The sequence below is a fragment of the Streptomyces sp. NPDC018833 genome (assembly GCF_044390825.1).
Classification (GTDB): Bacteria; Actinomycetota; Actinomycetes; order Streptomycetales; family Streptomycetaceae; genus Streptomyces.
This window is the reverse complement of the sequence record NZ_JBIRZM010000012.1, coordinates 64,597-77,739: the sequence shown is the minus strand read 5'-3', so window position 1 is coordinate 77,739 and position 13,143 is coordinate 64,597. Positions and strand designations below refer to the sequence as shown.

General features: G+C 70.3%; 11 protein-coding genes and 1 pseudogene. 3 read left to right on the top strand and 9 right to left on the bottom strand.

Annotation, left to right across the window (positions count from 1 at the left end; all coding sequences use genetic code 11):
* Positions 1 to 112 precede the first annotated feature (112 nt).
* The 3 genes from ACH5AF_RS23300 to ACH5AF_RS23290 all read right to left on the bottom strand — a co-directional run bounded on the left by ACH5AF_RS23300 (position 113) and on the right by ACH5AF_RS23290 (position 1,944).
* Positions 113 to 520 carry a hypothetical protein gene (locus ACH5AF_RS23300; protein ID WP_398903818.1) on the bottom strand — a complete coding sequence of 136 codons (408 nt, stop codon included), beginning with the start codon at positions 518 to 520 and terminating at the stop codon, positions 113 to 115.
* A 68-nt stretch (positions 521 to 588) separates the two neighbouring features.
* Positions 589 to 1,224 (bottom strand): hypothetical protein, encoded by a 636-nt coding sequence (locus ACH5AF_RS23295; protein WP_398903816.1) that lies wholly within the window; start codon positions 1,222 to 1,224, stop codon positions 589 to 591.
* Positions 1,225 to 1,245: 21 nt separating this feature from the next.
* Entirely contained in the window at positions 1,246 to 1,944 is a 699-nt protein-coding gene (locus tag ACH5AF_RS23290; RefSeq protein WP_398903814.1) for a YqjF family protein, read from the bottom strand.
* Positions 1,945 to 2,387: 443 nt separating this feature from the next.
* Here ACH5AF_RS23290 and ACH5AF_RS23285 point away from each other — a divergent pair, with 443 nt between their 5' ends.
* Together ACH5AF_RS23285 and ACH5AF_RS23280 are read left to right on the top strand one after the other, a co-directional pair.
* Positions 2,388 to 3,767, top strand: coding sequence for a cytochrome ubiquinol oxidase subunit I (locus ACH5AF_RS23285; protein WP_398903813.1), 1,380 nt, complete (start codon positions 2,388 to 2,390; stop codon positions 3,765 to 3,767).
* Positions 3,768 to 3,796: 29 nt separating this feature from the next.
* Entirely contained in the window at positions 3,797 to 4,843 is a 1,047-nt protein-coding gene (locus ACH5AF_RS23280) for a cytochrome d ubiquinol oxidase subunit II (protein WP_398903811.1), read from the top strand.
* 121 nt (positions 4,844 to 4,964) lie between these two features.
* Here ACH5AF_RS23280 and ACH5AF_RS23275 read toward each other — a convergent pair whose 3' ends face one another.
* The gene (locus tag ACH5AF_RS23275; RefSeq protein ID WP_398904119.1) at positions 4,965 to 5,669 is read right to left on the bottom strand and encodes a succinate dehydrogenase iron-sulfur subunit; all 705 of its coding nucleotides are present in this window, start codon (positions 5,667 to 5,669) and stop codon (positions 4,965 to 4,967) included.
* A gap of 442 nt (positions 5,670 to 6,111) precedes the next feature.
* Here ACH5AF_RS23275 and ACH5AF_RS23270 point away from each other — a divergent pair, with 442 nt between their 5' ends.
* Positions 6,112 to 6,678, top strand: a complete 567-nt coding sequence (locus ACH5AF_RS23270) for a hypothetical protein (protein WP_398903809.1) — start codon at positions 6,112 to 6,114, stop codon at positions 6,676 to 6,678.
* A gap of 126 nt (positions 6,679 to 6,804) precedes the next feature.
* On the opposite strand, the pseudogene ACH5AF_RS23265 reads toward ACH5AF_RS23270, so the two are convergent.
* From ACH5AF_RS23265 to ACH5AF_RS23245, 5 genes and pseudogenes are all read right to left on the bottom strand, one after another.
* Positions 6,805 to 7,707 (bottom strand): annotated as a pseudogene (locus ACH5AF_RS23265) (cytochrome c oxidase subunit II).
* 258 nt (positions 7,708 to 7,965) lie between these two features.
* Positions 7,966 to 9,357 carry a hypothetical protein gene (locus tag ACH5AF_RS23260; RefSeq protein ID WP_398903807.1) on the bottom strand — a complete coding sequence of 464 codons (1,392 nt, stop codon included), beginning with the start codon at positions 9,355 to 9,357 and terminating at the stop codon, positions 7,966 to 7,968.
* Positions 9,344 to 10,144, bottom strand: coding sequence for an alpha/beta fold hydrolase (locus ACH5AF_RS23255; RefSeq protein ID WP_398903805.1), 801 nt, complete (start codon positions 10,142 to 10,144; stop codon positions 9,344 to 9,346). The genes ACH5AF_RS23260 and ACH5AF_RS23255 overlap by 14 nt, the downstream gene beginning before the upstream one ends.
* Positions 10,141 to 11,118, bottom strand: coding sequence for an SDR family oxidoreductase (locus tag ACH5AF_RS23250; protein WP_398903803.1), 978 nt, complete (start codon positions 11,116 to 11,118; stop codon positions 10,141 to 10,143). The genes ACH5AF_RS23255 and ACH5AF_RS23250 overlap by 4 nt, the downstream gene beginning before the upstream one ends.
* A 148-nt stretch (positions 11,119 to 11,266) precedes the next feature.
* The gene (locus ACH5AF_RS23245) at positions 11,267 to 12,970 is read right to left on the bottom strand and encodes a RecQ family ATP-dependent DNA helicase (protein ID WP_398903801.1); all 1,704 of its coding nucleotides are present in this window, start codon (positions 12,968 to 12,970) and stop codon (positions 11,267 to 11,269) included.
* Positions 12,971 to 13,143: the final 173 nt, after the last annotated feature.

Genomic DNA, 13,143 nt, shown 5'->3' with positions numbered 1-13,143 from the left:
GTGCGAAACCCTGTTGTGTCTCCGGTGTGCTGGCGATGCCCTGCCGTCCTTTGGGTGAAAGGTGCTCTTCGGATCTCGGGGCACGGTGCAGCAGCCCGTCGTAGTCGGTCCCTCATCGTGCGTTGCTCCTGGCGTTCCTCGTGGCGCTCTTTCCGGGGGCGGAGCGCAGCCAGGCGGTGATCCACCCGGTCTGCATTGCGGCGTCGAGGAGGTACGTGGGCCGGATCCGGCCCTTGGGTACGTAGATCAGGTCGATGGCCAGCAGGGTGAAGGCGGTGCCGAGGCCGATGCGGCGGGCATGGGCCGGGCCCTGGGGGCCGGGAGCGGCCGCGAGCTGGGCGACGCCGGCGGAGACCAGCAGGCCGCCCGTCGTCATCTGCAGCCAGACGTCGGCCTTGGGGCCGAAGACCCACTCGAAGCTGCGCAGATGCAGCAGCGGCCACAGCCCGCCCACGACGTTGAAGGCGCCGTGCGCCACCGCGACCGTGTCCGCCCGCTCCGGCACTCTGGCCTTGGTCATGGGCCGTCCCTTCGGCTCCGTTTCCGGGGGTCGGCCGGGTACCCGGTCGACCCGGCAGGAAACGAAGGTCACTTGCCCAGCTCCACCGTCGTCGTGACCCGCGTGAGGGTGGGTTTGCGCGGCACCGAACCGAACCCGAAGCGCACAGGCGGATCAATGGGCGCCGTTCCACCGAGGTCATGGCCCTCGAAGACCGCCGAGACCGAGCCGACCGGCCGCAGATCGCGCACGCCGTACCACTCGCGGCGGCCCGCACCGGCGCTGCCGCGGGTCCGCACGTGGGCCGGCAGCAGGCGGGCGGGCCAGTTCGTCAAGGCAGCCCATGCCGGGCGGGCGGCGAGTACGCCGGGCACGGCCCGCAGCAAGATCCCCGCTACCCCTCGGCGGCCGGCGGTGAAGCTCAGGTCGAGTGGGCCGGCGGTGACGGTCCAGGTGCTGTCGGCGACGCGCACGTCGACCGGCACGACGCACACCGTGTCGAAGGTGTAGGTGCCGCGAACGAAGTCCGCCGTATGGCCTGAGGGGGCCAGCAGCAGCCGTTCCCCGTCGGTCCGCTCGATCATCACGTCGCTGAACGGCCCGAACGGCGACCGCTGCCAGTGCCCCAGCACGAGGCGCGTCCCGGACGAAGTGCCGATACCCGCGATGCAGCCGTCGAAGCGCAGCCGCCGGCGCCGACCGGCACGGCGGCGCTTCCAGCTCATCTCCCTGCTCCCGACCGGAGGTCAGGAAGATCTCGGCCTCGGGGCAGCGGGCGTGCTGGGCCCGAGCCGCACATGCCTGACTCCTTCCGAGAAGTGCACCACAGGCTTGGCCGTGGGCGCGGGAAGGCCGGCCGCGGTGGTCAGCGTCTCGTCGAGTACGTCGACGACGGCGTCCCTCAGCGGCCAGGGCTCGTGCTCGACCGGCGTCTGCCAGAGCATGCCGAGTCGCCGTGTGTACGCCCGCCAGCGCGAGGTCAGCCACACGTCCCGCCCGGTGGGCGTGATCGGGTCGCCGCGCCGGACGACCAGGCGGTAGGAGGCGTCGCCGACCCATCTGGACCCCGTGTAGGAAACGGCGTCCCCGTTCACGGAGACGCTCAGCGTGCCCTGGTTGTACGGTGCGCCGACGGCCCGGGCCGCCAGCATCAGCGGGCAGGCCACCTCGATGGACAGAAACCACAGCCCGTCCCGCCCGTCCCGGTGCCGGACGTACGTCCTGAGGTTGGTTTCCGCGAAGGTCGGAAGCCCTGGCGCCAGGGCGGGCAGGCCGGGAGGGCGCACATTTGTCATGACGAAGGGGGTGAGGCCCACCCACGCGGCACCGTCGTACTCGTCCACTACCAGGTCACCGGGCAGCAGCGCCTGGACCTCGTCCGGCGGGAAGGCCCAGTGGACGAACGTCTGCCTCAGCCAGCCGGCCCGCAGTGCCGGAACGCGCACCCGCTGCTCCGCTCCATATGCGACCACAAACGGCGAGTCCCCCGCCGTGATCGGCGAAAACCGCAAGCGGGCGCCGGCCGGTGATGACCTTGGGGAACTTCACCGTCGCGGTGGCGGCCAGGATCGCTGCCGCCCCGTCCTTGGGTTCGGCGGCCGGGACGTGACGGGTCAGGGGTATGGCCGCTTGGAGCCTGTGCCGATTGCGGCTGACGTCGCGTCGCTGCTGTGACATGCCTGTCGGGTGCCATACCTTGGCGGCGTTGCCTGGCCGGTTCCTGGGCTGTCGGATGGTCGATGCGAGGGACGCGTGATTCTCCACCGGGCGCGTTCTTGCACGTTGGCGTGGATGGGCCGGCCGGGTGGCCACCGGGTTGCGGGCCATGGCGGTCTCATGTGCTGCGTGCCGGTTCGCGCCCCGATGTCTGCCGTGAGGAGGAATTCGGGTGAGCGGAACGGCGCTTGTGGGGGACGTGCTGTCCGCTGCCGAGGCCGGCGGTTTGGGGGCGGCCCGGTCGCAGATGGCGTTGTCGCTGGGCTGGCACATCATCGTCGCCTGCCTGGGGGTGGGGATGCCCGCGATCACTGTGTTCGCCGAGTGGCGCGGTCACCGCACGGGGGATGTGCACTACCGGCTGCTGGCGCGGCGGTGGGCGAAGGCGATGGGGGTGCTGTTCGCGGTCGGAGCGGTGTCCGGAACGATCCTGTCGTTCGAGATGGGGCTGCTGTGGCCCGGGATGATGGGCACCTACGGACAGGTCATCGGCCTGCCGTTCTCACTGGAGGGGATCGCCTTCTTCATTGAGGCGATCTTCCTCGGTATTTACCTGTACGCCTGGGACCGGCTGCCGCCCCGCCGGCACATGCTCACCGCGCTGCCGATCCTCGTCGCGGGAGTGGCCAGCGCCTTCTTCGTGGTCGCCGCCAACGCCTGGATGCAGCAACCGGTGGGCTTCCGGGTGCAGGGCGGCCGGGTCGTCGCCGTCGATCCCTGGGAGGCGATGTTCAATCCGGCGACGCCGCCGCAGACCGTTCACATGATCCTTGCCGCGTTCATGGTCGCCGGTTTCCTCATGGCCAGCGTGTACGCCGTCGCGATGCTGCGCGGTCGCCGCGACCGGTACCACCGGCTCGGCTTCCTGGTGCCGTTCACGATCGCGGCGCTGGTGACCCCCGTGCAGATCGGGGTGGGCGACTGGGCGGCGCACTTCGTGGCGGACAACCAGCCCGTCAAACTCGCCGCTATGGAAGGCGTCTTCGACACCGCGCGCGGTGTTCCCCTGCATGTGGGCGGTATCGCCGTCGACGGCGAGATGCGCTACGCCCTGGAAATCCCGCGCGGCCTGTCCCTGCTGGCGCACTTCGACCCCGATGCGCGAATCATGGGCCTGAACGAGATTCCGGCACGCGACCGCCCGCCCGTCAACATCACCCACTGGGCGTTCCAGATCATGGTGGGCTGCGGGTTCGCGCTGCTGGCCCTGTCCGCGTGGCTGGGCCTGGTGTGGCGGCGCCACAAACGGCTGCCGGGCACCCGGTGGTTCCTGCGCGCCGCCGCGCTCTCCGGTCCGGCCGCGGTACTGGCGCTGGAGGCCGGGTGGGTCGTCACGGAGGTGGGGCGCCAGCCCTGGATCGTCTACCGCGTCATGCGCACCTCCGAGGCGGTCAACCCCGCACCCGGAGTGGTGTGGGGATTCGTGGTGGTCAGCGTCGTGTATCTGGTGCTGACCGTGGCCACGGTCTATGTCCTGCGCCGCTTGGCCGGTGCACAGCCGGTGCCGATCGCCCCGCAGGAGCGCGATGTCGCCGAGTTCAAGGTCGTCTGAGATGCCGAGCGGAAGGGAGGACACCGGTCATGTCGCTGCCCGAGACCACGCTGGCCGTGCTGTGGATCGGCCTGACCGCCTACGTGTTGTTCGGCGGCGCCGACTTCGGCGGCGGCGTATGGGACCTGCTCGCCGGAACCACCCAACGCGGCAGGCCCCAGCGCGACCTGGTGGAGCACTCCATCGGACCCGTATGGGAGGCCAACCACGTCTGGCTGATCTTCGTCATCGTGCTGCTGTGGACCGGTATCCCGCCCGTCTTCGCCGCCATCGCCTCCACCCTCTACATTCCGCTGACCCTGGCCGCCCTGGGGATCATCGCCCGCGGTGCGGCCTTCGCCTTCCGCAAGGTCAGCGTCGAGATCTGGCAGCAACGACTCTTCGGCGCCACCTTCGCCTTCTCCTCCCTCGCCACACCCTTCTTCCTGGGCACCGTGGCGGGCGCGGTGGCCTCCGGCCGAGTCCCCGCGGGCATCACCCAAGGCGACACAGTCTCCAGCTGGATCAGCCCCACCTCGCTGATCAGCGGGGCTCTCGCAGTGGGAACCGCCGCCTACCTCGCCGCGGTCTACCTCACCCAAGACGCCCAGCGAGCCGGTGATACGCCGCTGACCGAAGCGTTCCGCCGCCGCGCACTCCTTGCCGGCCTCGTCGTCGGTGCCCTGTCCGCCGCAGGGCTCGTCGTCCTGCACGCCGACGCACCCCAGCTCTACGCCGAACTCACCTCCGGCAGCGCCCTGCCCCTGCTGATCCTCTCCGTGGCGTCGGGGCTGGCCTCCCTGGCCCTCCTGACGTGGGGCCGCCATTTTCTGGCCGTGCGGCTGACGGCCGCCCTGGCCGTCACCGGCCTGCTGTGGGGCTGGGGAGTCGCCCAGTACCCCCGGCTGCTGCCCGGCGTCACACTCCAGGACGCCGCCGCCACCGACACCGTCCTGTCGGCCAGCCTGATGTCCCTGGCCGCCGGAGCGGTTCTCCTGCTGCCGTCCCTGTGGTGGCTGTACGCCACCTTCCAACGCGACCATCCCCGACCGGCCGAACAGGCTGACGGGCATACCGACGGACACAGAAGCACGTGACAGCGCCCGTCGCCAGCTGCACCAACGGACAGTCGGCGGGGAAGCCCCCGGGTGCAGGTACCAGCGCAGCCCAACGGCTCCTCCCGCATGCCCAGCCGTCGGCGTCGGCGCGCTGCCCCGGTCAGATGCGGCGTGTGATCAGCGCCCGCTTCACTTCCTGGATCGCCTTGGTGATGGCGATACCACGCGGGCACACGTCGGTGCAGTTGAAGATCGTGCGGCAGCGCCACACGCCGTCATTTCCGTTGAGGATCTCCAGCCGCTGCTCACCGCCCTCGTCCCGGCTGTCAAAGATGAAGCGGTGCGCGTTGACGATCGCCGCCGGACCGAAGTACTGCCCGTCGGTCCAGAAGACCGGGCACGACGACGTGCACGCGGCGCACAGGATGCACTTGGTCGTGTCGTCGAAGCGCTCCCGCTCCTCTGGGGACTGTCTGCGCTCCCGGGTGGGCTCGTTGCCGGTCGTGATGAGGAACGGCATCACGTCCCGGTAGCCCTGGAAGAACGCCTCCATGTCCACGACCAGGTCCTTGAGCACGGTCAGGCCCTTGAGGGGCTCGACTGTGATGGGCTTGCCCGGGTTGATGTCTTTGATCAGTGTCTTGCACGCCAGCCGGTTGCGACCGTTGACCCGCATGGCATCCGACCCGCAGATGCCGTACGCGCAGGAGCGGCGGAACGTCAGCGAGCCGTCCTGCTCCCACTTGATCTTGTGCAGACCGTCGAGGACGCGCTCCTTCGGATCGATCTCGACCAGGAAGTCCTGCCAGGTCGCCTCCGCGGAGACCTCCGGCTCGAACCGGCGGGTCCGGAAGGTGACCGTGATCTACGGGGACGCGGCGGAAGTCTGCTCCGCCCTGTCCATAACCGGCGTGGCCATCGGAACCGGCCCTCCAGCGCTCGCTGTGGTGGCTTAGGCTGCCTGCCCGACCCGGTCGACGGCCGAGGCAGGCGCGCCGTGGAAACCCGCCCCCTCCCCCGCGGAACGCCACGACGCCCCGCCGGTCCACCGTACGCCCGGTGCTGACCCGGCGCCGCACGCGAACTCATGCGGTAGATCCGCGATCATCAGCCGCCGGATATACACGCGAGGCGTGCAGTGGCCCGGGCCAGTGGGTGGCGACGCGCAACTCCGGGTACCCGCGGCGGCAACGACAACAGGGCAACGAGCCGGTGCGACCCACACCGTCGGACCGATGCCGCCCGCACCAGGGCGGCCATGAGCAGGACAGCAGGCGGAACGCCCGGAGGCGGAGGAGGTGACGGCGATGAACCGGACGGCACCCCGACGGCGGCCCCTGACCAGGGTCACCGCAGCCGCGACGGCCGGACACGTCTTCTTCGAACTGGCCGCAGGCGTCGGAATGCCCCTGGCGTCCCTTCTCGGACCGTTCACCGCTGCGACCGCGTGGGCCGCCGGTACGGCAACGGCCTGGCGCGCGGCGGGCACCCGGCCCTCGCACGACGATCCAGCCTTCGCCGTACTCAACAGCGTGAGCCTGGCCGCGGTGATCGCCCACCTGACGGGCTGGCCGCGCAGGCGGACGCGGCTGGGCCTCCCGTGGCTCACGGACTGCGAAGGACTCGGCCCGCGGCTCATGCCGTACTACAACCCGATCCTCTACGTCTCCGGTACCGCGGCCGTAGCCGCCCTGCTCCTGGAGAACGACTCCGCTCCGCGACGCCTGCCCCTGCTGACTCCTCCGCTGGTTCCCCTCCTCGTCGCCGCCCAGCGAGCGGAACACCGCCGGCTGAAGGCGATCGCGGCAGCCCGCCCCGGCTGGTGGAACCGCCGGCTCGCTGAAACGGGACGGTTCGCTCGACACCACGGCTGATCAACGCCGTGTGTCGCCAATCCCTGGCTGATGAGGCGCTGGCTCGTTGACGACCTGCGCCGGGCCGTCGCTGCCGAGATTCCCCCTCAGCGACGTGCACAGCGAGCTGGAGTACGGCCACGGTCCTTACAGTTTGCGTGGCTCAGCGTTTCTGGCCGGGTCAGTGATGTTGATGCTCGCCGGAATGAAGCCGCGCTGCCCTTTCGCGGCCAGTTCCTCAAGGTGCTGCTGATAGCGGTCAGGGGTGACGACTTTGACGGTTGAACAACATCCGGGCGTGGTCGACGCCGCAGAGTTCGGCGCACTTGCCCCGGAAGGTGCCCTCACGGTTGGGCGTCATCTCAAAGGCATTGACATTGTGGCCGGGGAAAACGTCCTGCTTCATCAGGAACGGCAACACCCAGAAAGAATGGATGACGTCACGCGAGGACAGGACAAACCGGACCTTCTCGCCCATCGGTAGCCACAGTGTCGGGCCAGGGTTACCGGTCTGCGGGTTGCGGGTGCTGGGGACGCCCACGTCGTAGACACCTTCGGCGCCCTTGGGGAAATCCCTGCTGTACCTGTCCGGAACAATCCCCCTGGTCGGGGTCGGCGTTCGCGTTGCCCGTCTCTGCCTTGCCGTCCACGTTCTCGATGTAGTTGAAGCCCCAGCTCCACTGGAAGCCGACCACGCCGATCGTGTGGGCCGGCCGTTCGGAGAGCGTGAGGAGCTCGGACTCGTCACGGGCGGTGAAGTAGAAGAGGACCGAGACGATGATCAGCGGAACCGTGGTGTACAGCACCTCGATCGGCATGTTGTACCGGGTCTGCGGGGGAACCTCGACCTTCGTCCTACTGCGCCGGTGGAAGATCGCCGCCCACAGGATCAGACCCCAGACCACCACTCCCACGGCCAGCGCAGCCGCCCAGGAACCCCGCCACAGGGAAAGGATCCGCGGATCCTCTGGGCATCCCCAGGCCGGGGAAGTCCTTGTACGTACAACTGGTGGCGGTCGCCAGGACCAGGCCCGCGGTCAGTGCCTGCACGGGCTTCCGCCGCGTCGGCCGCTGCGGCGTGAGGGTACCGCCCGCGCCCCCAGGTCGTGGGGGAGGTCAGAGCCGTTGGGACTCACGTAGCGCCTTCCCGAGAGTCGGTGTATGCGGACAAAACCTACTGAGTCCCTTCTCCGAGGGGCGCTCAACGCGCCGCCCGGCCCCGTACACCTCACAACACCGCGCGTCACCGGTACTCCTGGCCGCCGCTCTCCAACGGTGCCGCTACTCCGGCTGCCTGGCCGGCCGAGGTCAGGCCCACTCAACCTCGTAACTGCGGGTGGCCTGCCCGAGGAAGGTGTCCACCGCTTCGACCGTCAGCGGTGGAGGCAGCGGGTGTCGTGGTGGCAGCGATTCGAAGGCCGGTTGGTAGCGCAAGCTGCTGCCGGTGTCGGAGGGGTAGGCGCGTTCGTCCACGCCGATGATCTGACCCGTGCGTGTGGCCCGGGAGGTGACGAGATCCGCGAACCGCTCCAGCGGGACGACGCCTGGGGACCTCAGCCCCTGGGAGAAGAGGTTCAGGTGAATTGCTCCATAGGGTTCGCTCGCGTCGAGGTAGGTCTTCAGCGCGTCGTACGAAGGCTGCATGTTGAACCTCATCCAGAACGGTACGGCTCCGAGCCGCAGCGTCCACAGTGGGTCCCACTGAACGTAGGACTCGACGAGCAGCCGGTCACCGGTGAGGCCACGCCGCCGGTACCACCATCGGTGGAGGTCGGCGACGAACGGGCTGAGGTCCTGCGGCTCGTGGACGACGAGACGGCGCAGTACGTAACCGTTGACGTCGGCGGTCCGCCGGATGTCGGGGGCGAGGGCGGGGTCGAACCCCCATTCCGCTTCCGGGCGGCGAGCGTCCGGCTCGGGCGGCTCCCAGTGGTCGTACGGCGAACCCTCGGCCCGCAGATACCGGGAGATGCGTTCGCCACTGGAGTGGTACTCCTCTTCCGTCACCCCACCCAGACAGCCGAACTGAAGGAAGGTGCGTTCGCCCACTTTCCGGCTGCGCCAGTCGCGGGTGCATTCCAGCTGGATGACCGTGGCCCCGGGCGCCAGGCACTGCTCGAGGAAGCGTTCGTACACCCGCCCAAGACGCTGCTTCTTCAGCCGCAGGTACGCCATCTTCTGCAGCATGGGCCTGTCCTGGGCGGGATCGTGCATGTGATGGACGGCCAGGTCCGGGTTTCTCGCCGCCACCATGCGCGCGCTCGGAGCCACGGCCTCCATGGCGCCGACCGGGTCGTCGGGGTACGTGGCGACATCCCGTACGGCCACGAGCAGCGTCTGCGGCAGGAACGGTGCGCGAAGGGCGGCGGCCAGGTGGACCGCCCCGCCGCTCGGTGCCCCGATCACCACGGCCGGGTAAGGGCCCTGCCCGTACTGCCGTACCACCCAGGTATCCAGGTCCTCCGACGTCACATGACGCACCCGGTCGAGCGGAATGCCCTGGGAGAAGCCCATGAGCTCGAACATACGGCGTCGAACCGGTCGCGGCGGCGCGGACAGGAGAGCGGCGAGCCTCGGGGAGCCTGGCCCCACCGACAGCCCGCGATGGTCTTCACCTCTCAGGAAGGAGGCCACCGCGCGGACCATGTTGACGGAGGAGTCGAAGTCCGTCAGGTACCGCGCGGCCTCAAGGCGACGCATCGGATCGGCCTTCCCTCTCCGGCGTCCCCGGCGCATGAGCGCTCTCGGGCAGCAGCGTCCGGGTGATGCGGGCGAGCTCGCGCGGCGCCGAGTAGTTCAGCGTGTGTCCGGCGCCCGGCACCGAGGCAAGGCGGCCGTCCGGCAGCAGCCCGGTGACCTCCTCCGCCCACGCCCTCGGCACGATCGGGTCCCTCGTCCCGCGCGCCACGACGACGGGGGTGCGCAGGTGGTGGAGCTTGCGTTCCACCGGATCGCGCACCATGCGCAGGTATGTGTGCAGGGCCCGGCGCACGCCGCAGTCGGCGTAGCTCGCGGCCAGGGCCACCCCGAGGGACGGCCGCTCCCAGCGGGCGTCGCGCAGTAGGCGACCCGTCTGAATCGGCCACGACCTGGCGTTGCGGTCGAACGTCGGACCGTTCAGCAGGACCGGCCCCACCAGCTCGGGCGCGTGGACGGCCAGGTCCACGACGACCTGGCAGCCGGTCGAGTTGGCGACGAGCACCGCCGGTCCCCGCGCGGTGGCGCGGAGCCAGTCGGCCAGTGCGAGCGACAGCCCCCGGACATCGAGGGCGCGCCTGGGTCCCCGGGTGCGGCCGAAGCCGGGAAGGTCCACCGCCACAGTCCTGGCATACGGCGTCAGGGCCCTGGCGAACGGCAGCCAGTAGCGGTAAGAGCAGCCGAGGCCGTGGACGCACACGGCCTCGGGCACCCCGGGCGGCCCCAGGACGGCCGCGTGGACGCGGGTACCGGCCGCAGGGGTGAACTCGTGTGTCTCCCGACTGGTCAAGAGGTACGGACCCGTCGTGCCACACCCGCCGCCACGCCCGCGAGCAGCGTGGCGGTGGTCAGCCGTCGCATCGCGGTACGGCGGCGTCCGCCCCAACCGCCGTGGGCCGCTCCCTCCCCAGGCGCGGGCACATGCAGGTTGCCGTGGCCGGCCGGAGCGGGCTCCTTGCGGGACAGGTGGCTCTTGTCCACCTGACGGGCCATCATCCGCTCCACCAGCCCCGGCGCGACCCTGGACTGCCACACCATGGAACGGCCCATCGGCCCCACCACGACCTCCCGCCGGGGCACGCGCACCAGGTCCACGATGGTCCGGGCGACGCGTTCGGGACTGTAGACCGGGGGCATCGCCACCGGCTTGCGTCCCGTGTAGTTCGCCGCGTGCTCGAACAGCGGAGTGTCGATCGTGGCCGGCAGGACCGTGCACACGTGAATGTCCTTCGCCTTGTCGAGACGGAGCTCCTGGCGCAGGCTCGCGCTCAGAGCCCGGATGGCGTACTTGGACATGCCGTACGCATGGGTGTACGGCTGACTCACCACCCCGACGATGGACGAGACGTTCACCAGCGTGCCCTCGCCCTGCTCGCGCATCACACGAAGGGCTGCGCGGGCCCCGTGGACATACCCCATGACGTTGACGTCCAGGACCTTGCGGAAGTCCTCCAGGGGAACCTCCTCGAAGGGGCCGAACACGGTCACGGCCGCGGAGTTGACCCACACGTCGATCCGGCCGAACCGCTCCACCGCACGCCGGGCCAGGTCCTCGACCGCGCCTGCGTCCGTGACGTCGGTCGGCACGACGAGCGCCTCCGCGCCCCGGTGGCGCTCGCACTCCTGCCTGACCGCCTCCAGCGCTTCCTCCCGCCGCGCGGCCAGGACGACCGGGCAGCCCTTACGGGCGAAAGCGACGGCAGTGGCCCGACCGATGCCACTGGACGCGCCGGTGATCAGCACCACGGAATCACGTACTCGCATCGACGGCCCCTTTTCTCCTTTTGACCACTAGATGCTCAATAAGTGACTAAACCACCGGAAAGCCTCTCTCACAGCTCGGCGAGTGCCCACAGGGTGGTTCCTCACGCTGCCATGGGGTTCACAGGGCGGAGCCGGGAACGGCCCAGCGTCAGGTGGCGGACCGCTCCTCGCCCGGTCTGCGCACCACCGCGAGCAGGTCGTCGCGCCCGGCCACCGCCTCCAGGGAGAGCCTGCGGTAACCGGCCTGGCCGAACAGCACCGTGATGCGGTCCTGGTCCTCGCTCAGCACCGTGCCCTCGCCCCATTGCTGGTGCCGGACCTCGGTCCCTACGGGGTAGGACGCCGCCGCGGGGTGAGTCGGCTTCTCCCCGTGCCCGCTCTCGGCGCCCTCCTCCTCGCACGCGTCGCAGTTCCCGCACGGCGCTGCGTAGTCCTCGCCGAAGTAGCCGACCAGGAAATGCCGCCTGCAACCGGCCGTCTCGGCGTACGCGCGGGCCATCTCGACCCGCGACCGGTCGGTCCGGCGATGCGCCTGCGCAGCGTGCGTTGCCTGTTCGACCGCCCGACCGGGAGACACGCCGGGGGACGGACGCACCTCGCCCTCCTCCCCTGTGGCGACGGTCTCGGCCTCCTCCAACAGGTTCACCGCGGCGGTGACCCGGTTCCTGGGCAGGCCCGTGTCCTGGCGCAACTCGTCCAGGCCGGCGGGATCCGCGCGATGATCGTGGACAGCGTCAGCCACGTCGGACAGGGTGTCGCGGCCTGGGGTGCGGCCGGCGAAGTAGGTCTGCATTCCTGTGTCCTCGGACCGGTAGTGCAGTACGGCGAGGGCCGGGTGCCCGTCCCTGCCGCAGCGGCCGATCTCCTGGTAGTAGGCGTCCAGGGACCCGGGAAGCGACGCGTGCAGGACGAACCGTACGTCCTCCTTGTCGATGCCCATGCCGAACGCCGAGGTCGCCACCACGACGTCCGCCGCACCCGAGAGGAAGGAGTCGTGGATCCGTTCGCGTTCGGCGGCGCGCAGTCCGGCGTGGTACGCCTCGGCCGCCAGTCCCAGGGAGGCCAGTTCCCGGGCGTAGTACTCACTGTCCTTACGGGTCCCGGCGTAGACGATGCCCGGCTTGGGCTCGGCGGCGGCACGCTCCACCACGGCCAGGCGCCGCTCGTCCTCCTCCAGGAAGCGGCGGACCTCCAGCTTGATGTTCGGCCGGTCGAATCCCGTCACCATCAGCCTCGGCCGGACCATGCCCAGCCGCTGCGCGATCTCTCTGCGCACCGGTGGAGCGGCGGTCGCGGTCAGCGCCAGCACCGGTGGTCTGCCCACGCGGCGTACCGCCTGCTCCAGCCGCAGGTAGTCGGGGCGGAAGTCGTGGCCCCACGAGGAAACGCACTGGGCCTCGTCCACCACGAACAGGGCGGGACCAGCGTCGGCCAGCCGCTCCACGACCTCGTCCTTGGCCAGCTGCTCCGGCGACAGGTACAGGAATCGGGCCTCGCCCCGGCCCACGGCCTCCCACGCGTCCTGCGTCTTGGCCGTGCCGAGGTCGGAGTTGACCGCGACGGCACCGGGAGCGCCGACGCCGTCCGGCAGGCCGGCGATCTGGTCCCGCTGCAGGGCCAGCAGTGGCGACACGACCACCACCGGGCCGGACAGCATCAGGGCCGGGACCTGGTAGATGGCGGACTTGCCCGATCCGGTCGGCATCACCACGAGGGTGTCCTCGCCCTCCAGCACCCATTCCATGGCGGTCAGCTGCTCGGGCAGGAGGGAGTCCCAGCCGAAGACATCGGCGGCGGTCCGGCGCAGACGCGTGGCCCGGCTCTGCTCCGTCCGCTGCCCCTGCCGTCCCATGGCCCGCTCCCTCGCTGCTCGGGCGCCCGCGTGCGCGAGTCCGCCCCCGGCGTCCTCTGGGTACCCCCGGGGCCGACCCCATACCAGTCGGTCTCCCGAGCGGCATAGCGGGTTCCGCCGTTGCGTGTGGGCTCGGGACGGTGTGGTCGCCGGGCGCCCTCGGCGGCCGACGT